Genomic DNA, 19773 nt, shown 5'->3' on the forward strand with positions numbered 1-19773 from the left:
TTTTTCCTATGAATATAGCATTGGAATATCGTCCAGATAACTTCAAGGAGTTAGTTGGTCAAGATGTATTAGTGCGTATACTGGAAAATGCCTTTGCCATGAATAGGATTCCACAATCTATATTACTATCTGGTAATAGTGGAGTGGGCAAAACAACCACTGCGAGAATAATAGCTTTATGCTTGAATTGTATTTCAGGACCAACTTTTAAACCATGTGGATCATGTGAAAATTGTCTAGCAGTAAAAGATTCTAGGCATCCAGATGTAATGGAAATTGATGCTGCAAGCCATACTAGCATAGATGACATTAAAGTTATACTTGAAGATATTCATTATTCTCCTATAAGCTCGAAATTTAAAATTTATATAATAGATGAAATTCATATGCTTTCTAACAGTGCGTTTAACGCGTTATTAAAGACTTTAGAAGAGCCTCCATCAAATGTTAAATTTATTTTTGCAACTACAGAAATAAGAAAAATACCTACTACTATTATAACACGTTGTCAGAGATTTGATTTATGTAATATACCCATTATTAAGATAGCAGAACGTTTAAGAAATGTGATAGAAAAGGAAAATTATTCTATTGAATCTGGTGTGCTTGAATTAATTGCACGTTATTCCGAAAATTCAATGCGTAACGCTCTGTTCTTATTAAATCAAGTTGCGTTATATAGTAAAGGTAACATGATATCTACTACAGACATAATGGATGTGCTTGGTTTGGTTAACAGAGATATTATATTTGATTTATTACAGGCTGTAGTAGATGGTGATTTACACAGAGCTTTTGTGGTACTTGATAAAGGTAGTAGTATAGCTGATGTGATTAATATTTTTGAAGATTTATTGAGGAGTATTCAATCAATATGCCGTTTTTTAATCACAAAAAAGCATGAAGATTTAATTACAGAATATGAAATAAATAGAATAAAAGAATTAAGTATAAAAAAGCCTATAATATTCTTTTCAAGATTATGGAGAGTGTTATTAAAGGGCATGCACGATATAAAAATTTCTACATGTAATGGTGTAGATGCTGAAATGTTACTCATCACTCTTTGCCATCTTTCTGACTTACCTTCTCCAGAACAAGTGGTTCAAAAAGTCCTTTTACAACCCCAACAACAATTTAACAAAATTTTAGAATTATTGAAGCAAAATGGTCAGATTTATCTTTACAGACAGCTATGTAGTAATCTACAATTAATCGATTGTAAGCCTGGGTACTTGGCGCTAAAAGCGATATCTGAGCTAGATAATGATTTTGATAATAGCTTGAAAAATTATTTAAATAAAGCTACAAATTATCAATGGGTGATTACAATTGATAGGTGTAATATACCTGCAATCAAAGATATACTAAGTACTTTTAAGGGTGCAAAGATAATTAATATAGAGAACAGGGAGTAAGTTGTGGATTTTAATCAAATGATAAAACAAGTACAAGAAATGCAGAAAAAACTTGAAGAAGCACAAAAGAAATTTGTTGGTACAGAGGTTCAAGGTATTTCTGGTGGAGGCAAGGTTTCAGTAATAGTAGTTGTTGTTAAGATAGGTAAGTATAGAGTAAAAAAGGTTAATATAGATGAAGAACTAAAAAATGAAGAGATGGAAGTAATAGCAGATTTAGTTATAGCAGCATGTAATGATGCTTTAAAGAAGTTAGAAGAAGAATCAGATAAATTTGGCGGTGCTGCAGCAGGTTGCTTGCCTCCTGGTTTAAATCTTCCTTTTTAAGCTTTCTGAAAACGACTTAGAGGTTAAAGGGATGAAGTTGCAGAAAGCTGATATTGATATGGAAATAGGGAGAAAGATAAAGGAATTAAGGCTTATACGTGGTATGAGTCAAAGCGATTTGGGAAGGAAAGTAGGCATTACATTTCAGCAGATACAAAAGTATGAGAAAGGCACAAATCGTGTTTTAGTAAGTAGATTATATGATCTTGCAGAAGCCTTATCTATTGATATACCATATTTCTTTTCAGAAATTTCTACGGAGGCATTGTGTGAAAGTAGTGATAGATTCCAGCATAGTAATGATGAAAGTGATGCAGAAAGCAAAGAGATCTTAGGATTAGTAAGAGAGTATCAAAAAATTAAGAATAAAAAATTACGTAGTGCAGTTTATTCATTAATAAAATCTTTATCTTCTTCACAAGATCAGTAAAATATCCAATGTTTCTAATAATATTAGCTTGACTTGCATAAAGTTTGGCTTACACTACAAAAGTGGAATTTAAATTTATTTTATTAAACGAGGTCAAAATTATGAGTTATAAAAGACTTTTTTCAGCGACTGCTTTGGCAACGCTGTTGAGTGTATCAAATGTGGTTTTCTCAGATTTATCAAATTCAAATGTGGCTTTCCCAGATTCTATGAATACAATAGAAGAGGACGATGAGGAATTCGCCCTTTATCTAAGAGTACAGGGGAATCTACTGTATGGTGGTAGCGGTGAGATTAAGGGTAAAGAAAATGCTTCTAATTTAACAAAAAATGCAGAAAGGTCTGCACAAGGTTGGAATAAAAAAGGTGAGTTTGGAAATTATAAACCTGAATACAATATTTCTTGGAAGAATATTGCTGGTGCGCTTGGTTACAAAATGGGAACAATAAGGGCTGAGACTGAAGTGTTATATTCTAGGTTAGAACTTAAGAATGATGGTTATAAGAGTGACAAATCAGCAAGTTATTTGGAATTTACTCGTGATACAGCAGATACTCCTAGTATTGTGAGTAATGCTGTACAGCCAGCAGGAGATGGTGGTAATGCTGCTAATCCTAGTACTGTGAGTAATGCTGTAAAGTCAGCAGGAGGTAGTGGTAATGCTGCTAATCCTAGTACTGTGAGTAATGCTGTAAAGTCAGCAGGAGGTAGTGATAATGCTGCATTTAAAATGGACAATCAAGGCTTTACTACTAAGGCGGTAATGCTCAATGTATATTGTGATGATATAGTAGCTGCTATATCTGGATCTGGTCAAAATATGCCACTAATGGTGTATGTTGGAGGTGGACTAGGTATGGCAAAAGTAAATTTCTTAGAAAGTGAGAGTGGAGGTTTCTGGGATGGCCTGAAGGTTGCATTCCAGGGAAGGGTTGGTGTGAGTTATGCTTTCGATTCAATTCCAGCAGTTAGGCCTTATATTGGTGGACATTATTTTGGCATGTTTTCAGATGAATTTAAGGATATAAAACCAACTAATGAGATAAAAGGTAAAGGGCTTGATGGTCAGGATAAAAGTAGTACTACTGCAACTGTAAAAAGTCGTTATCATATGTACGGCATTGAAGCCGGTATAACACTCTTTCCATCTCTACTATAACATAATTTTGTCAAGAAATTCAATAGCAGGGCCCGTATTTGGGTCCTAGCATAGCACTGTCAGTTTTATATCCGCACATAAGTCTTGCATTATTTCTATGCCAAATCCATCTACTTGGATAGTCTGTATGATATACCTTCTTGAACTTTTCTCCATCTCTATAAAATACATCCTATAGACCTATCTTTAAGTATAAGCTTTAAAAAAAGCTCTTATATCCACTTTATGCTGGTTGTTAGGGTTTACACAGAGACAGTGAGACTTCTTTTTCTTGCGGCTGCTCTGTATAGATTAAAAGTAAGCTTGTTATAAAGAGCTTGCAGTTTTATTTTTAGGAAAAGCTCAGTAGATTAAAATAATATTCTGAGAAACTTTTCTAGATTATTTAGTTCCCTTACATCGCTTACCGTATAAAGCGGTATGACTTTTTCAGTGGCTCCTGGTATTTTTATGTAAATTTTGCCTATTTCCTGGCCTTTTTTTATAGGTGCAGGTACCATATCTTTATACTCTATCTTAATTTTATTACACAATCTACTGTTATACGTTATCACTATATCATCCTTTACAGTAATACCTACATTTTTACTTTTTCCATGTAATACATTTATTTTCTCGATAATACTCTCTTTAGTAAAAATTTTTTCAGTATTAAAGTGATTGAAAGCATATTGTACTAATTTCTTTGCTTCTTGTATGCGTTCCTTTGCACTATTTAAGCCGTTTACGACAACGAAAATCCGTCTATCATCTCGTTTGGCTGATACAGCTATTCCGTAGTTGTTTACATTGGTGTAACCAGTTTTTAAGCCGTCAATTCCAATGTCATGAAAAAGCAGAGAGTTTTTATTCTGTTGTGTGATTTCATTATATGTTAAGCTCTGTATGGAAAAGAAATCGTAGTATTCTGGGAAATCAGTAAAAATTCTTTTTGACAGTATTACTATATCTCTTGCACTCATAAAATGATCCTGATCTGGCCATCCACTTGCATTGGTAAAATGACTATTGCTGAGGCCAAGTTCTTGGGCTACGTTATTCATTTCAGTAACAAAATCTTCTTCTGACCCTGCAATACCTTCTGCTAATGTTATTGATGCATCGTTACCTGATGCTATGATGATTCCCTGTAATAGTTCCTTGATAGTAACATTTTGTCCTTCTCGTAAATACATTGAAGACCCTTTTTTTTCCCAAGCTTTTCTGCTTACTTGAAATTTATCTTCCATATTTATTATCCCTGCTTTTATATGATTAAAAGCTACGTATAAAGTCATTAATTTGCTCATTGAAGCAGGGGCCATCCGCTCATCAGCATTATGTTCAAATATAAATGAATCTGAAGCTAAATCTAATACTGCTGCTTGTTTTGCTTTTGTTCTAAATTGATAGGCATGTAAAGATAAGGGTAATATTAAAATTAGTAGTAAAATTCTTCTTAACATTTCTTGTAGTTTTTGATAGCTTAATTTTACAGGGATTTTTACAATGACAAAAGAATTTTGTATAGTTTGGTGAATATACCTTTAATATAAAGGTAGTCGATTTATAATAGAAAATGATAGGAGATTTAGCATATAAATTAATGAAGGCAACTGAATCTGCAGCAGTTGCTTCATATGGGCTTGTTGGATTAGGAAATGAGATGGGTGCTGATCAGGTAGCAGTAGATGCAATGCGTACTGCTCTAAACTCCATAGAAATAGATGGTATAATTGCAATTGGTGAAGGTGAAAGGGATTTGGCACCTATGCTATATGTTGGTGAAAGAGTTGGTACTGGAGCTGGCTGTAAAGTTGATATTGCTGTTGATCCACTAGAAGGCACAACTATTTGTGCTCACTATAAAAGAGGAGCTATGTCTACTCTTGCTGCAACAGAAAAGGGAAATTTTTTATATGCACCTGATGTCTATATGGAAAAGATAGCAGTCGGGAAAAATATTACTGGTGATGTAATTTCATTAAAAAATAATGTAGAAAAAAATTTAGATAACTTAGCGCAAATCAACCACTGTAAAGTAAGTGATCTTGTAATAACTGTATTAAAGCGTGAGAGACATAATGAGTTAATATCACGAATTAGAAAGTTAGGAGCAAGAATTAAGTTGATAGATGATGGTGATGTTTCTGCTGTGGTGTCTCTATTAAATGGTCATTCTGATATGTATATTGGGATAGGAGGAGCACCAGAAGGAGTACTTGCTGCAGCTGCACTTAATGCAATAGGTGGATATATGGAAGGAAGATTAATATTTAATAATGAGCAATTAAGAGAGAGAGCTATGGAAGTAAATATTTATGATACAGAAAAGATATATACAGTGAAAGATATGGTAAAAGGTGAGTCAGTGTTTATTGCAACGGGAATAACTGATGGTGAACTTGTGGATGGTATAAAAATTAATAAGGATGGCGATTTATTAATTAGTTCATTAATAATATTGCCAAACAAGGTATTGAGAATGCAAACAACATCTTATTTGTAAATTTTATTCTAAATTATTGCTATTGCATATAGATGTGTCACGGTTGGATCAATATAGATAAACCAGTAGGAATTAGTTCAGCACAAGCAGTTAATCAAGTTAAGAAGATTTTTAATATAAAAAAAGCTGGTCACATAGGTACTCTTGACCCTGTGGCTTCTGGAGTTCTGCCAATAGCTCTTGGTGAGGCGACTAAAACCATACCATATTTATCTTGTAATTTAAAGGCTTATAATTTTACAGTGCAATGGGGTGAACAGAGAAGCACAGATGATGTGTGCGGTGAGATAATCAAAATTAGTGCTGTGAAACCTGAATATAATCAGATAAATTATTTGACAAAGAATTTCATTGGTGAGATAGTCCAAACTCCTCCTCTGTTTTCTGCGATAAAGATTAATGGCATAAGATCATATAAATTAGCGAGAAGCGGACAAAATGTAGATATAAAACCACGTCTAGTACGTATACATGATCTAAAAGTGCTTTTTATAGATGCTGTGAATAATAGTGCAGAATTTTTTATGCTGTGTGGCAGTGGTGTATATGTCAGATCAGTTGCACGAGATATGGGTATTGCGTTAAATTGTTTTGGATATGTAACAAAACTAAGAAGAGTGATGGTAGGGAATTTTAAGGAAAATGGGTCAGTGCAAATTACGCAGCTTACTGCAAATTGTGAGATAAGTTCGATTACATCAATTCTGTATGAGATGTCTGGAATTGAAATTTCTGAAGAAGATGCAAAAAAGATCGGCAACGGTAAAAAGATCAGATTAAATAATTTGTACAATTTAAAGAATTATGATATTTGTTATGTAACAATAGGTGAGTTACCTGTTGCAATCTGTAGTTTTATTTGTGGCTATATTCAGCCTATGCGTGTTTTTAATTTTTGATATGGGGTTTTGCGATGTCAATAACATCCGAAAAGAAAAAGGGTTTAATTAATGCATATGCAGTTAAAGAGAGTGATACAGGTTCATCTTTTGTGCAATGTGCAATTTTAACTGAAAGAATTAATAATTTAACTGAACATTTTAAAATACATAAGCACGATCATCACTCTAAGCGTGGGCTACTTGTGTTGATAGGTAGAAGACGTAAGCATTTAAATTATATAAAGGGTAAGTTTGGTAATGAAGCTTATCATGGATTAATAGAAAAATTAGGTATTAGAAAATAATTGAGGGATTAATATGTTTAAGATTATAGAAGAATCTATAGAATGGTGTGGTCGTACTTTATCTCTAGAAACCGGTAAAATGGCACGCCAGGCCGACGGTTCAGTAGTAGTAAGTTATGGTGGTACGTCTGTGTTAGTAACTATTGTTACTAAAAACAAAGAAGAAAGTCTTGATTTTCTTGCTCTGAATGTGCAATTTGTTGCAAAAAGTTATTCTATAGGGAAAATTCCTGGTGGATTTTTTAAGAGAGAAGGTAAACCATCTGAGAGGGAGACTTTAATTTCAAGACTGATAGATAGAAGTATAAGGCCTTTATTTCCTTATTATTTCCATAATGAAATTAGTATAATATGTAATCTTCTAACTTATGATACGGTAAATCCCCCAGAAACACCAGCATTGATTGGTGCTGTTGCTGCACTTGCAATTTCTGGTCTGCCATTTCAATCAGTTATAGCTGGCATCACGGTTGGTTGTGATGAAAATAATAATTATATACTTAATCCTACTGTTCAAGAAATGAGATTAAGCAGTTTAGATTTATTATTATCAGGAGATGAACATTCTGTTTTCATGGTTGAATCAGAAGTAAAGGAGCTTTCTGAAGAAGTTGTTATGAATGCTATAAAATTTGGACATGCGCATCTTCAGCCTGTTATCATCTTTATCAGAGAGTTTGCTAATAAAGTTAGCAGCAGTAAAGCCGAAAGTTTTGCGCCTATTGATGTATCAGATATTACGCATGAGCTTCAAAAAAACCGTCAACTTTTTGAAGAAGCGTATACAAGTACAGTAAAACAAGAACGAATTAAGGTGTTAGATACTATAAGAAATAATCTTATCTCTACTTTAAAAGAGGCTGGAAAAGATGAGAATTTCATCATTTATGCAATCAAAAGTTTTGAGCGTTCTTTGGTACGTAAAATGATTCAGGACAGGTGTGTGAGAATAGATGGGCGCAAGTATAATGAAATACGTCAAATAGAAATTGAAGTTGATATTCTTTCTAAAACTCATGGTTCTGCTTTATTTACTAGAGGCAATACACAGGCACTAGTAGTGACTGCATTAGGCGCTACTCAAGATGAGCAAATTGTGGACGATATTGAGGGAGATCGTAGAGAACATTTTATGTTACATTATAATTTTCCATCATTTGCTGTTGGGGAAATAGCTATGGCACGTGCACCTGGCAGGAGAGAAATCGGTCATGGAAAACTTGCATGGAAGGCTATTCATCCTGTTTTACCTGATAAATCAGAATTTCCTTATACGATTAGAGTGGTGTCTGAAATTATGGAATCTGATGGTTCTTCTTCGATGGCAACAGTTTGTGGTACGTCTCTTGCTTTAATGGATACAGGTGTGCCTATAAGCGCTCCAGTTGCTGGTATTGCTATGGGTCTGATAAAGGATGATGATAATTATGTAATACTATCTGACATATTAGGTGATGAAGATTATTTAGGCGATATGGATTTTAAGGTTGCAGGAACGAGTCTTGGTATTACAGCACTACAAATGGATATGAAAATTTCTGGTATAAGTTTTGAAATTGTTGAGAAATCTTTGGAACAAGCGAGAGTCGGTAGATTGCATATCTTAGAGAAAATGAATGCTGTGATTTCAGAGCATAGTGAAGATATAAAAGATCATGCACCAAGAATGTTATCATTTTATATAGATAGAGACAAAATTTCAGCTGCTATAGGTACTAAAGGAAAAAATATACGTAATATCTGTGAAACAAGTAATGTAAAAATTGATATAGGAGATGATGGTAAAGTTTCTATTTTTGCTATGAATAACGATGAAGCACAAGCTGCGAAAAATATGCTGATTGGTTCAATAACAGAACTTGAGCCTGGAGCTATAGTTGATGCTAAAGTTGCAAAAATAGATAAATCTATTGTAGAATTAGAACTGCAAAATGGCAAAAGGGCAAAGATGCATATAAGTGAAGTGGCAAATCAACATATTCTATCTATAGAAGATATACTGAAACCAGGTGATGTTTTTAAAGCGGTAGTTATTGACTTTGAAAAAGGAGGGTGTCTAAAATTATCTAGACGTAGGGTTAATCAAGAAACAGGGGAATTTTTTGAAGGTGAACTCTATAACGTGGAAAAAAGGGAAGATACTAGAAGACCTTCTAGCTTTAGGAAAGCTCCTGGTTCTCGTTTTAACAGAAATAATAGAACTAAATTTAATAACAATAATTCCTCATCAGGGTTTTATTGATCTACTTAAACATTGGTAGTTGTTGCTGTAAAAGTTTTTTGATCTAGCCGATATATTGTCTTTGCAGTAACTTCTTTTATATTAATATTTGAACCTTCCATTCTCTCTATGGAGTCTATAAGTGGATCTTTTTAGATAAAACAAAATCTATGATAGAAACAGCTATACAACTTATAGTAAGAAAAAATCAATATATACACTATAAATTTATTTGTATCTGTTGATATGTGGAAATTAAAATGCAAACGTATTTAGGTAAAGAGAGAAGAATAGCAAATATAGTTGCACAACATTGGAATGATATAAAAGGTCCAGATCGAGAATGGCCAACGAGAAATGAGATAGATACTTCTGAAATCATGGAGTCATGGCAACACTGTTTCATAGTAGTAGTAAGTGATCAAGGGTATATCTGTGAAAATGCTGGCGAACGAGCAGCTGAATTCTATGGTTTGGAAAAAGATATGTTTATTGATAATCACCATATATTAGATGCACCGTTTTTACGCTTATATAAAATAGATGCAGTAATTGAAAAATTTGATGCAGTGGTAGATAATGGGTCTCCAATCGTTGAACAAGAGGAGAGTGAAAGTGTTAAGATGAGGCAAGTATTATTACCTCTTGGCAATAAAGATATGGTTAGTCATATATTAGGTGTTATTACATTTAAGCTTCTCTGAATCTATTAATGAAGTTGTGAGTGCCTCTCCATTTTGTAAGACTGGAATCAAGAATTGGCCCAAGAATTGACCTGAGCATTACATGTATATTCCATGTATCTGGACAAGCTCACAAAAGGATTTATCAGAATGCATTTTGCATTCACATGTTACTTAATAATTATATTATATATAAGTAGTAGAATTAAACAATACTGAATCATGCTACATTAGCCTAGAAATTTTTTAAATATTAATTTTTTTTGTATTGACTATTTAGGTTTATTATCTTATAAATTAGGAACTCAGTTATTTTTGTTATCTTAAGATGCCTACAATAAATCAGTTAGTACGTAAGGGTAGATCAAGGTCAGCACGCAAAAAGAAGGTTCCTGCTTTGGGCGAGACTAATCCACAGAGAAGAGGTGTATGCACAAAAGTATACACTACAACACCTAGGAAGCCTAATTCAGCTTTGCGTAAGGTAGCAAGAGTAAGGGTTAGTGGCTATGGTGAAGTAACTGCATATATACCTGGTGAGGGTCATAATTTGCAAGAACACTCAGTTGTTTTAATACGTGGTGGACGTGTTAAAGATCTTCCTGGTGTACGTTATCATATAATTAGAGGTGCACTTGATTTACGTGGTGTACAGAATAGGAAAAAGGCCCGTTCAAAATATGGTGTAAAAAAACTGGTTAAATAAAGTATGGCTCGTTCTAATAAGGCAAAAACAAGAGAGATTGGTGTTGACTCACGCTATAACAGCGTGTTGCTAATGCGTTTTATTAATACAGTAATGAAATGCGGGAAGAAATCTGTTGCAGAAAAAGTTATTTATGCTGCTCTTTCCTTAATTGAAAAAAAGCTTGGTGAAGGTGGGTTGTCGGTTTTTGAAGTGGCAATAGCAAATGTTACTCCTTCTGTTGAAGTCCGTTCCAAACGTGTGGGTGGTGCTACTTATCAAGTGCCAGTGGAAGTAAGAAAGAATAGAGCTGTTTCTTTGGCATTGAGATGGATCGTTAAATCAGCTTCTGCTATGCGAAAAAAGGGCAGTAAAACCTTTGCTGATTGTTTGCATATTGAGATATTAGATGCGTATAATAAACGTGGTGGTGCGTTCAAGATGTGTGAGGAAAAATATAAAATGGCTGAAGCTAATAAAGCATTTTCTTATCTTAATTTTTAGTATCATATGAGCGAAATTTCAATATCTAAGTATCGCAATATAGGTATAATGGCTCATATAGATGCTGGTAAAACCACTACTACAGAGCGTATCTTGTTTTATACTGGCAAGCAAAATAGAATGGGAGAGGTGCATGATGGTGCAGCATCAATGGATTGGATGGAACAGGAGAAAGAGCGTGGTATTACTATCACTTCTGCTGCTACAACATGTTTTTGGGATGATCATAGAATTAATATAATTGATACTCCTGGTCACGTTGATTTTACTATTGAGGTAGAAAGATCTTTAAGAGTTTTAGATGGCGCAGTTGCTGTATTTGATGGTGTTGCTGGAGTTGAACCTCAATCTGAGACCGTTTGGCGCCAGGCTGATAAGTATAACGTTCCCCGCATTTGTTTTGTAAATAAAATGGATAGGATAGGGGCTAATTTTTATCGGTGTGTTGAAATGATAGAAAAAAAGCTTTGTGCTGTACCTTTGGTAATTCAGCTACCTATAGGTAGTGAGAAAGATTTTAAGGGAGTAATTGACTTGGTTGCTATGAGGGCTATTATATGGAAGGATGAGGCATTGGGTGCGGAGTTCTTTTATGCTGATATTCCTAATAATTTATTAGATCAAGCAAATAAATCTCGAGAAATATTATTAGACAGTTTGGCTTATATAGATGACGAGGCAATGGATCTCTTTTGTGGCGGTGGTAAAGATAAGGGAGATGATGAAGAATGTGATGATCAGGATAAAGGATATGCAGTTAATTTATTAAAGAAATATATAAGAAAAGGTACTGTTCAAGGTAATTTTGTTCCTGTGTTATGTGGATCAGCTTTTAAAAACAAAGGTGTGCAGCCTCTTTTAGATGCTGTAGTGGATTTTCTGCCTTCCCCTGTTGATATGGATGTGATTACTGGTAGCGATTCGGCGAATCCTGAGGTAGCTATTATGGTTAAGCCATCAGAAAAAGAGAAATTTATTGCTCTTGCATTTAAAGTGATGAATGATAAATTCGTAGGTAGTTTGACATTTATCCGTATTTATTCCGGAAGACTAAAGTCTAAATCTTCTGTGTTAAATGTAGGTAGAGATGAAACTGAGTCGATTGGTAGAATATTACTTATGCATGCAAATAACAGGGAAGATATTACGGAAGCTAAAGCTGGTGATATAGTTGCGTTAGTTGGTTTAAAGAAGACGGTCACTGGCGACACTTTATCTGCGCGTGATTTTCCTGTATTATTGGAACGTATGGAATTTCCTGAGCCTGTCATTGAAATTGCTGTAGAACCTAAAACTACTTCGGATCAAGAGAAGTTAGGTATGGCTTTAAGTAGATTGGTTGCAGAAGATCCTTCTTTAAGAATGTCGGTTAATGCGGAAAGTGGTCAAACCATATTGAAGGGTATGGGTGAGTTACATCTTGAGATTATTATTGATAGGGTTAAACGTGAATTTAATGTTGACGTAAGTGTAGGTGCTCCACAGGTTGCGTATCGTGAAACGATTACTAAAGCTGTTGAGATTGAGTATCTACATAAGAAGCAATCTGGGGGTGCTGGTCAATTTGCTAAAGTCAAAATACTATTTGAGCCTTTAGAACCTGGTGCTGGGTTTCAGTTTGAGGGTAAGATTGTGGGTGGTGCTATTCCAAAAGAATATATTCCTGGCGTGGAGAATGGCTTGGAGTTAATAAAAGAAAGTGGTATAATTTCTGGTTTTCCAGTTATTGATTTTAAGGCTACTCTGATTGATGGAGCTTTCCATGAAGTAGATTCTAGTCCTTTAGCTTTTGAGCTTGCAGCTAAAGGTGCTTTTAAGGAAATGGCAAATAAAGCTGCTCCAAGGATATTAGAGCCTATAATGAAAGTTGAAATTATTACACCTGAAGAATATATGGGTGATATTATGGGTGATATTAACAGTAGAAGGGGACAGGTTTCTAGTATGGAAACACGAAATAATAGTACTATCATTATTGCTTTGGTTCCTCTTGCAAATATGTTTGGTTATATTAATATTTTGCGTTCTATTTCTCAAGGGAGGGCTCAGTATAGTATGCATTTCTCTTGTTATGAACAAGTACCACAGTATGTGGTTGATGAATTGAAATTAAAGGTATAATTGAGGGTAAAGTTATGACAACAGCATTTGGGAAGCCGCATGTGAATGTAGGGACGATAGGGCATGTAGATCATGGGAAGACGACATTAACAGCGGCGATAACGAAGCATTATGGTAAGTTTGTGAAGTATGACGAGATAGATAAGGCACCTGAGGAGAGGAAGAGGGGTATAACGATAGCGACGGCACATGTTGAGTATGAGACAAAGAGCAGGCATTATGCGCATGTTGATTGTCCTGGGCATGCTGATTATGTTAAGAACATGATAGTAGGTGCTGCGCAGATGGACGCAGCGATATTAGTAGTATCAGGTACTGATGGTCCGATGCCACAGACGAAGGAGCATTTATTATTAGCAAAGGAAGTAGGAGTAAAATATATAGTAGTATATATAAACAAGGCTGATGTAGCTGACCCAGAAGATATAGATTTAATAGAGATGGAGATAAGAGACTTACTAAAGCACTATAATTTTCCTGGAGACGAAGTACCTATTATAGTAGGGTCTGCATTAAAAGCGTTAGAAGAAAGTGCAGATGAGGATGAAGGATATGGTGGTGAGGATGAAGGATATGGTGGTGAGGATGAAGGATATGGGAGAAGGTCAATAGACAGGTTAATGGCAGCATTGGATGAGTATGTACCGGTGCCGCCACGTCTGGTAGATTTACCATTTTTACTACCGATAGAGGATGTATTTTCAATATCTGGTCGTGGTACAGTAGTAACAGGTAGAATAGAGAGAGGTGAGATAAGACCAGGTGATGAAGTAGAGGTAGTAGGGTTAGGAGCTACGCAAAAGACTATATGTACAGGTGTTGAGATGTTCAAGAAGATGTTAGAGAAGGGGAGTGCAGGTTTAAATGTAGGTATATTATTAAGGGGTACAAAGAGAGAGGAAGTAGAGAGGGGGCAAGTATTAGCGAAGCCAGGGAGTATTACACCGCACAAGAAGTTTAGAGCGGAGATATATATATTAAAGAAGGAAGAAGGAGGGAGGCACACACCATTTTTTGACAATTATCAGCCACAATTTTATGTACGTACAACGGACGTAACAGGGAGTGTAAAATTATTAGATGGGAAGGAGATGGCAATGCCAGGAGATAATTTAAGTATAGCAGTGGATTTACACTTACCAATAGCTATGGACAAAGGGTTACGTTTTGCTATTAGAGAAGGTGGTAAAACTGTTGGCTCCGGTGTCGTGTCGGAAATTTTGGAGTAAAGATGAAGGAAGATATATACATTACAATTAAGGCTTTTGACTGTTCTTTATTGGAAAGATGTGTTAAGAAATTTATTGATGAGTTAAAGCGTTCTGGTGCAAAATTATCTGGTCCGGTTGCATTACCGAGAAAAGATTCTAAATTTATTGTCAATAAATCTCCTCATGTTGACAAAAAGTCTCGTGAACAATTTGAGATGAGAGTTTCAAAACGTTTAATTATTATACACGATCCTACTTCTACTATGATGCAGATGCTTACAGGTTTATCTTTTTCTGCAGGTGTAGAAGTTGAGTTAAGAGTGAAAACCAAGAGAGCAGTGTAATGAGAAGAATTAATCCATTAAAAAGAATTGGTCTATTAATGAAAAATGTTGGCCATACTGGTATATATTCTGTTTCTGGTCGTATACCTGTGACCTTATTACATCTCGATGAAACTTATATTATTGATACAAAAGCAGAGGATAAATGTGGTTATAATTCAGTAGTGCTAGGTACAGGGAATTTAAGGAATATTGCCAAACCTCAACAGGAGTATTTAAGGAAGCTTGGTATAAGTAATAAATGCAAATTATATGAAAGCAGGTCACATGATTTATCTGGGATAGAATGTGGCAAAAAAATAAGCATAGAACATTTTGTGGTTGGTCAATACATTGATATTACTGGTTACTCTAAGGGCAAAGGATTTGCTGGTGTAATGAAAAGGCATAACTTTAGTGGTCTTAGAGCTTCTCATGGTGTTTCTATTGCTCATAGGTCGCAGGGTTCTACTGGCCAATGCCAAGATCCTGGCAGGGTATTTAAAGGAAAAAAAATGGCTGGTCATTTGGGTAATAGTAGAGTGACCGTGCAAAATATAAAGATTTTATCAATTGATTATGAAAATAATTTCATTGTTGTAAAAGGTAATAATATTCCAGGTTTTAAGGGTTCTTACGTTTTTGTAAGAGATGCGATAAAAAAACCTCTACATAAAGATGTACCTTTTCCAGTAGGATTGTTTAATGGAGTGATTAGTTAGTATGGAGTGTAAAATAGTTAATCTTTTTAATGATCATGTAGGGGTTATTGACCTTAATCCATTAATATTTTCTGTTGAACGAAAATTACATTTGCTGCATGACGTGGTGAAGTGGCAGCTTGCTAAAAGAAGAACGGGTACTCATAAGGTAAAGATCATTAGTGATGTTTCTGGTACTACTGCTAAACCTCATAGTCAGAAACGCACTGGTAGAGCTAGACAGGGAAGTTTGCGTTCCCCGCAGTTTAGAGGTGGTGGAGTTATTTTTGGTCCTGTTGTGAGAAGTCATGCCCACTCTATTAATAAAAAGGTGCGCAAGATTGCTTTGAAGGTTGCGTTATCTCTAAAATACTTAGACAATCAGTTAATTATTGTGGACAATTTTAATATTGATATAACTAAAACGTCTGAAATGTGTAAATATATTAGTAATTTTAAATTTTCTTCTTTTCTGATAGTTGATCATTACAATGATAGTTTGCTGCGTGTTACCAATAATTTATCTAATGTAGACTTAATTAAGCCTGTAGGACTGAATGTGTTTGATATCTTGAATCATGAGTGTATTATGTTAACAAGTGGTGCTGTAAAATTTCTTGAAGAGAGATTGCTATGATAATAAAATCTCCTATAATTACAGAGAAAGCTTCTTTTCTCAGGGAAAAGTTTAATAAATATTCACTATATGTTTCGGCAAGTGCAAATAAACATCAGATAAAATTGGCTGTAGAATCTATGTTTGGTGTTAAAATTGCTGCTATCAATGTTATTACAGTGAAACCTAAAACTAAATATTTCAGAGGTATAGTCGGGCGTAAGAAGCAGAGAAAGAAAGTTTATTTTTCTTTGATAGATGGTCAAAAATTAGATATAATGAGTGTTTAATATGGGTACAAAATTTCTTAAGCCTGTTACTCCTTCTTCTCGTGGGACAGTTTTAATAAGNGCAATGCCAGGAGATAATTTAAGTATAGCAGTGGATTTACACTTACCAATAGCTATGGACAAAGGGTTACGTTTTGCTATTAGAGAAGGTGGTAAAACTGTTGGCTCCGGTGTCGTGTCGGAAATTTTGGAGTAAAGAATTTAAATTTATAGGAGCGTAGCTCAATTGGTAGAGCGCTGGTCTCCAAAACCAGAGGTTGTAGGTTCAATTCCTATCGCTCCTGCAGATAGATATGTAATGAAGAATGTTGAAAAGTTTACGTAGTTTTTTTTATGATATAAGGCAAGAGATAAAAAAAATTGCCTGGGTAAAAAGACGAGATGTAATATCATCGTTATTTGTTGTAGTAATTGTCATATTATGTTTTTCGATCTTTTTTTGTTTTATAGATTTTATATCTCTTTACGTAGTTAAAGCTTTGTTTGGAATTGTCTATGACATATGAGTATAAATGGTATATCATTAGGGCTAATTATAGTTGTGAACACGATATACGTGCTCTTGTGAATTGTGAGTATTTTAAAGAGATTTTTGTTCCTTATAAAACTGTAAGGTCTGGTGTGTGTGAAATATATGCATATATGTATCTGTGTGATGCAAGTAAAAGTATTTTAAGCAAGATTCACGGTCTCTGTGATGATGGTTTTGAAATAATTCCAGATGACGAGGTAGATGCAAAACGTAAGGAGTTTGCTAAATATGAGTGGTACCTTCTTAGAGTAGCTTCTAACTATGAAGAAAAAGTACGTCAATATATGCTGGAAAATTCGGCGAGATTAGGAATCAGTGATTATTTTAAAGAGATTTATATTCCGTATGAAGAACCTGGTGAAATGGAATTACGATCTAAAAAAACTGCAATACGCAAGAAGCATTGTCCTGGTTATGTTTTTTTATATGTAAATTTGTGTGACGCAGTACTAAATTTTATTAATAATATACCAAAGTCTCTTAAAGTTTACGGGTTTCTGAAAGATGGTAATATGCTCAAAGCAATTTCAAATGACGACATCAATGCGATGTGTAGTAGGATTTACACAGAGCAAGAAACTAAGAATCTCAGTTATGGTTTTGAAAGAGGCGAAAAGGTAAAGATCACAGAAGGTACTTTTCAAAATTTTACTGGTATAGTTGACGCGATAGATGAAGTAAATGATGAGAAGAGTAATGAAAGAAAGGAAATTGTAAGTGTAAAAATATCTATTTTCGGTAAACCTACAGTTTTAAAATTTAATTTAGCTCAAATAGAAAAAGTAGAGGAGTAGTTATGAGTACTGTGATTGCTAGAATTAATTTGTTGATGGAAGCTGGTAAAGCTGTTCCTGGTCCTAAAATTGCTTCGGTTCTTGGTCCGCGTGGTGTACCTGTCCCTAAATTTTGTGAAGCTTTCAATAAAGTTACTAGTGCTCCTAATGCTAATTATAGAGTAGGTGATATGGTAACTGTGCGTATTTCTGTAAAAGATGATCGTTCTTATGATTTTACTATTAGTGGTCCGCCGGTATCATTTTTGCTTAAGAAAGAGGCTAATTTGGAAAAAGGTTCTAGCAACCCAGGTAAAGAGCTAGTAGTAAAGTTGTCAATGTCTGCTATAATTAAAATAGCAAAGTGTAAAATGTTTGATATGAAAATAAGTAGTGAAGATGCAGCGGTGAAGATGGTTCTTGGTACTGCTAAATCTATGGGTATAGAAGTAACGGAGGTTATGTAAATGCACGCTAAGCAATGCCTAGAATGTATTATTGAGTCTGCTTCAGCAAAGTTTGATGAATCTGTTGATGTGGCAGTGAACTTAGGTATAGATCCACGTAAATCTGAAGAGCAGGTGCGTGGTGTGGTAGTTTTACCTAAAGGTATAGGAAAAGAAATCAAGGTAGCTGCTTTTGTTCAAGATGAGCATTTTGCAGATGCTCAAAAGGCTGGTGCAGATATTGTAGGTGGAGAAGAATTAATTGAAGAAATAAAAAAGGGTAGAAAGCTTGATGTTGACTGGTGTGTTACAACTCCAAATTTTATGATCAAAGTTACTTCTATAGCGAAGATATTAGGTTCGAAAGGGATCATGCCTAACCCTAAATTTGGTACTGTGACTTCTGATATAGTGAGTACAATCCAAACTATTAAGTCTGGTCAAGTAAGATTTAGGGCTGATAAAAGTGGTATTATTCATGGTAAACTAGGGAACATTAAATTTAGTATTGATGATTTATTAGAAAATTTGAGAGCATTTCTTGAAATCATCAAAGGTAATAAGCCAGTATCTGTAAAAAGTGTGTATTTTAAAAGTGTGTTTTTAAATTCTACTATGGGCAAGGCTTATAAAATAGGCAGAGTAGAAGATATAATTTAGAGGAGTGAGTAGTGAAACGCGAACATAAGGATAAATTTACACAAAATGTAGTAGATGTGTTCTCAAAAAATGATTTTTTGATATTGGTAAATTTTAAGTCTATAAATGCTAGTGAATCATTGAATCTTAGAAATGGTTTGAAATCTATAGATGGTGGATTTCTGGTTGTTAAGAATACTTTGGCACGTTTGGCTCTGGAGAGAGCAAACAAGTTTCCTTATCTATCAGATAAATTTGTGGGCCCTGTTGCTATTGTCTATTCAAATGCTATTGTGGAAGTTGCAAAATTAATAGTTGATTTTATTGATGATAATAAAGATAAAATGTCTATTATTTGCGGAGCCAATTCAAATCAATCGTTAGTAGCTGATGAAGTTAAGAGATTAGCTAACTTACCGTCCTTGGATGAGCTGCGTGTAAGAATAATGCAATTGATGTCTCCTGCACGGTTGATGTTATCTATTAATTCTTCTTCTATTAAACTTATAAGAATGTTAGACTATTATAGTTCTAAAGAGTAAATTTATTATTAACAAAGGGGTAGTAGTATTATGAGTAATATAACAAATGATTTGGTGGATAAGATATTGTCTCTCACTGTATTAGAAGCTGCTGAGCTAGTAAAAATGCTTGAAGAAAAAACAGGATTCTCTGCAAGTTCATTTGCGGCTGGTATTGCACCTGCTGCTGGTGCAAATGCTGTTTCGCCTGGTGCTCAGGAAAAAAGCGAATATAAAGTTGTAATTAAGGAAGTTGATTCTAGTAAAAGAATTAACATTATTAAGGCCATTAGGGAAATTAAATCTGGCCTTTCGCTAGTAGATGCAAAGGGTTTCGTTGAGTCTTTACCTAAGGAATTAGTTACAAATGTTTCTAAAGATGAAGCAGAAAAAATAAAGCAAAAACTTGTCGAATCAGGAGTAATTAAAGTGGATCTTGAGTAACTCTTCAGTAGTAATTAAAGTGGATCTTGAATAACTCTTTTTTCGTTGGGTGAA

At 34.5% G+C, this 19773-nt stretch carries 24 protein-coding genes, 1 tRNA gene and 1 pseudogene; 25 read left to right on the plus strand and 1 reads right to left on the minus strand.

Annotated features, from left to right (window positions below; all coding sequences use genetic code 11):
- The first annotated feature begins 8 nt into the window (after positions 1-8).
- The 4 genes from dnaX to BIY23_RS02315 all read left to right on the plus strand — a co-directional run bounded on the left by dnaX (position 9) and on the right by BIY23_RS02315 (position 3335).
- Positions 9-1418, plus strand: a complete 1410-nt coding sequence (gene dnaX, locus BIY23_RS02300; RefSeq protein WP_070064955.1) for a DNA polymerase III subunit gamma/tau — start codon at positions 9-11, stop codon at positions 1416-1418.
- Between the two features lie 3 nt (positions 1419-1421).
- Complete coding sequence (locus tag BIY23_RS02305; protein WP_081326525.1) at positions 1422-1745, plus strand: YbaB/EbfC family nucleoid-associated protein; 324 nt, start codon at positions 1422-1424, stop codon at positions 1743-1745.
- 31 nt (positions 1746-1776) lie between these two features.
- Positions 1777-2175 (plus strand): helix-turn-helix domain-containing protein, encoded by a 399-nt coding sequence (locus BIY23_RS02310; RefSeq protein ID WP_261722499.1) that lies wholly within the window; start codon positions 1777-1779, stop codon positions 2173-2175.
- Positions 2176-2276: 101 nt separating this feature from the next.
- Positions 2277-3335, plus strand: a complete 1059-nt coding sequence (locus tag BIY23_RS02315) for a P44/Msp2 family outer membrane protein (RefSeq protein WP_070064956.1) — start codon at positions 2277-2279, stop codon at positions 3333-3335.
- Between the two features lie 350 nt (positions 3336-3685).
- On the opposite strand, the gene BIY23_RS02320 is transcribed toward BIY23_RS02315, so the two are convergent.
- On the minus strand, positions 3686-4780 hold the full coding sequence (locus BIY23_RS02320) for a D-alanyl-D-alanine carboxypeptidase family protein (RefSeq protein WP_070064957.1): 1095 nt from the start codon (positions 4778-4780) through the stop codon (positions 3686-3688).
- A 113-nt stretch (positions 4781-4893) separates the two neighbouring features.
- Here BIY23_RS02320 and glpX point away from each other — a divergent pair, with 113 nt between their 5' ends.
- The 21 genes and pseudogenes from glpX to rplL all read left to right on the plus strand — a co-directional run bounded on the left by glpX (position 4894) and on the right by rplL (position 19719).
- A complete protein-coding gene (glpX, locus tag BIY23_RS02325) occupies positions 4894-5823 on the plus strand; it encodes a class II fructose-bisphosphatase (protein WP_390903697.1) in 930 nt (309 codons plus the stop codon).
- Between the two features lie 32 nt (positions 5824-5855).
- Complete coding sequence (gene truB, locus BIY23_RS02330; protein WP_070064958.1) at positions 5856-6722, plus strand: tRNA pseudouridine(55) synthase TruB; 867 nt, start codon at positions 5856-5858, stop codon at positions 6720-6722.
- Positions 6723-6736: 14 nt separating this feature from the next.
- Positions 6737-7009, plus strand: coding sequence for a 30S ribosomal protein S15 (gene rpsO / locus BIY23_RS02335; RefSeq protein WP_070065001.1), 273 nt, complete (start codon positions 6737-6739; stop codon positions 7007-7009).
- 13 nt (positions 7010-7022) lie between these two features.
- Positions 7023-9251, plus strand: coding sequence for a polyribonucleotide nucleotidyltransferase (pnp, locus tag BIY23_RS02340; protein WP_070064959.1), 2229 nt, complete (start codon positions 7023-7025; stop codon positions 9249-9251).
- Between the two features lie 239 nt (positions 9252-9490).
- Positions 9491-9934, plus strand: a complete 444-nt coding sequence (locus BIY23_RS02345) for a PAS domain-containing protein (RefSeq protein ID WP_070064960.1) — start codon at positions 9491-9493, stop codon at positions 9932-9934.
- A 307-nt stretch (positions 9935-10241) separates the two neighbouring features.
- Entirely contained in the window at positions 10242-10619 is a 378-nt protein-coding gene (rpsL, locus tag BIY23_RS02350) for a 30S ribosomal protein S12 (RefSeq protein ID WP_070064961.1), read from the plus strand.
- Between the two features lie 3 nt (positions 10620-10622).
- Positions 10623-11102 (plus strand): 30S ribosomal protein S7, encoded by a 480-nt coding sequence (gene rpsG, locus BIY23_RS02355; RefSeq protein ID WP_070064962.1) that lies wholly within the window; start codon positions 10623-10625, stop codon positions 11100-11102.
- Positions 11103-11108: 6 nt separating this feature from the next.
- The gene (gene fusA / locus BIY23_RS02360) at positions 11109-13223 is read left to right on the plus strand and encodes an elongation factor G (RefSeq protein ID WP_070064963.1); all 2115 of its coding nucleotides are present in this window, start codon (positions 11109-11111) and stop codon (positions 13221-13223) included.
- A gap of 14 nt (positions 13224-13237) precedes the next feature.
- Positions 13238-14452: an elongation factor Tu gene (tuf, locus tag BIY23_RS02365; protein ID WP_070064964.1), complete on the plus strand. Its 1215-nt coding sequence runs from the start codon at positions 13238-13240 to the stop codon at positions 14450-14452.
- 2 nt (positions 14453-14454) lie between these two features.
- Positions 14455-14778, plus strand: coding sequence for a 30S ribosomal protein S10 (gene rpsJ, locus BIY23_RS02370; RefSeq protein ID WP_070064965.1), 324 nt, complete (start codon positions 14455-14457; stop codon positions 14776-14778).
- Positions 14778-15479 (plus strand): 50S ribosomal protein L3, encoded by a 702-nt coding sequence (gene rplC, locus BIY23_RS02375; RefSeq protein WP_070064966.1) that lies wholly within the window; start codon positions 14778-14780, stop codon positions 15477-15479. Before rpsJ ends, rplC begins: the two co-directional genes overlap by 1 nt.
- A gap of 1 nt (position 15480) precedes the next feature.
- Positions 15481-16095, plus strand: coding sequence for a 50S ribosomal protein L4 (gene rplD / locus BIY23_RS02380; RefSeq protein WP_070064967.1), 615 nt, complete (start codon positions 15481-15483; stop codon positions 16093-16095).
- Complete coding sequence (locus tag BIY23_RS02385) at positions 16092-16364, plus strand: 50S ribosomal protein L23 (protein ID WP_070064968.1); 273 nt, start codon at positions 16092-16094, stop codon at positions 16362-16364. The genes rplD and BIY23_RS02385 overlap by 4 nt, the downstream gene beginning before the upstream one ends.
- A gap of 64 nt (positions 16365-16428) precedes the next feature.
- Positions 16429-16560: pseudogene (locus BIY23_RS02390) on the plus strand (EF-Tu C-terminal domain-related protein); the annotation flags it as partial.
- Between the two features lie 15 nt (positions 16561-16575).
- Positions 16576-16648 (plus strand) — tRNA-Trp (locus BIY23_RS02395).
- A gap of 21 nt (positions 16649-16669) precedes the next feature.
- Positions 16670-16870, plus strand: coding sequence for a preprotein translocase subunit SecE (secE, locus tag BIY23_RS04910; protein WP_081326526.1), 201 nt, complete (start codon positions 16670-16672; stop codon positions 16868-16870).
- Complete coding sequence (gene nusG, locus BIY23_RS02400) at positions 16860-17690, plus strand: transcription termination/antitermination protein NusG (protein WP_070064970.1); 831 nt, start codon at positions 16860-16862, stop codon at positions 17688-17690. Before secE ends, nusG begins: the two co-directional genes overlap by 11 nt.
- 2 nt (positions 17691-17692) lie before the next feature.
- Positions 17693-18136: a 50S ribosomal protein L11 gene (gene rplK, locus BIY23_RS02405; RefSeq protein ID WP_070064971.1), complete on the plus strand. Its 444-nt coding sequence runs from the start codon at positions 17693-17695 to the stop codon at positions 18134-18136.
- Complete coding sequence (gene rplA / locus BIY23_RS02410) at positions 18137-18775, plus strand: 50S ribosomal protein L1 (protein ID WP_070064972.1); 639 nt, start codon at positions 18137-18139, stop codon at positions 18773-18775.
- A gap of 11 nt (positions 18776-18786) precedes the next feature.
- Entirely contained in the window at positions 18787-19296 is a 510-nt protein-coding gene (rplJ, locus tag BIY23_RS02415; protein WP_070064973.1) for a 50S ribosomal protein L10, read from the plus strand.
- A gap of 30 nt (positions 19297-19326) precedes the next feature.
- Positions 19327-19719 (plus strand): 50S ribosomal protein L7/L12, encoded by a 393-nt coding sequence (gene rplL, locus BIY23_RS02420; RefSeq protein ID WP_070064974.1) that lies wholly within the window; start codon positions 19327-19329, stop codon positions 19717-19719.
- The last annotated feature ends 54 nt before the right edge of the window (positions 19720-19773 follow it).

This window comes from Wolbachia pipientis (assembly GCF_001752665.1).
GTDB lineage: Bacteria > Pseudomonadota > Alphaproteobacteria > Rickettsiales > Anaplasmataceae > Wolbachia > Wolbachia pipientis_A.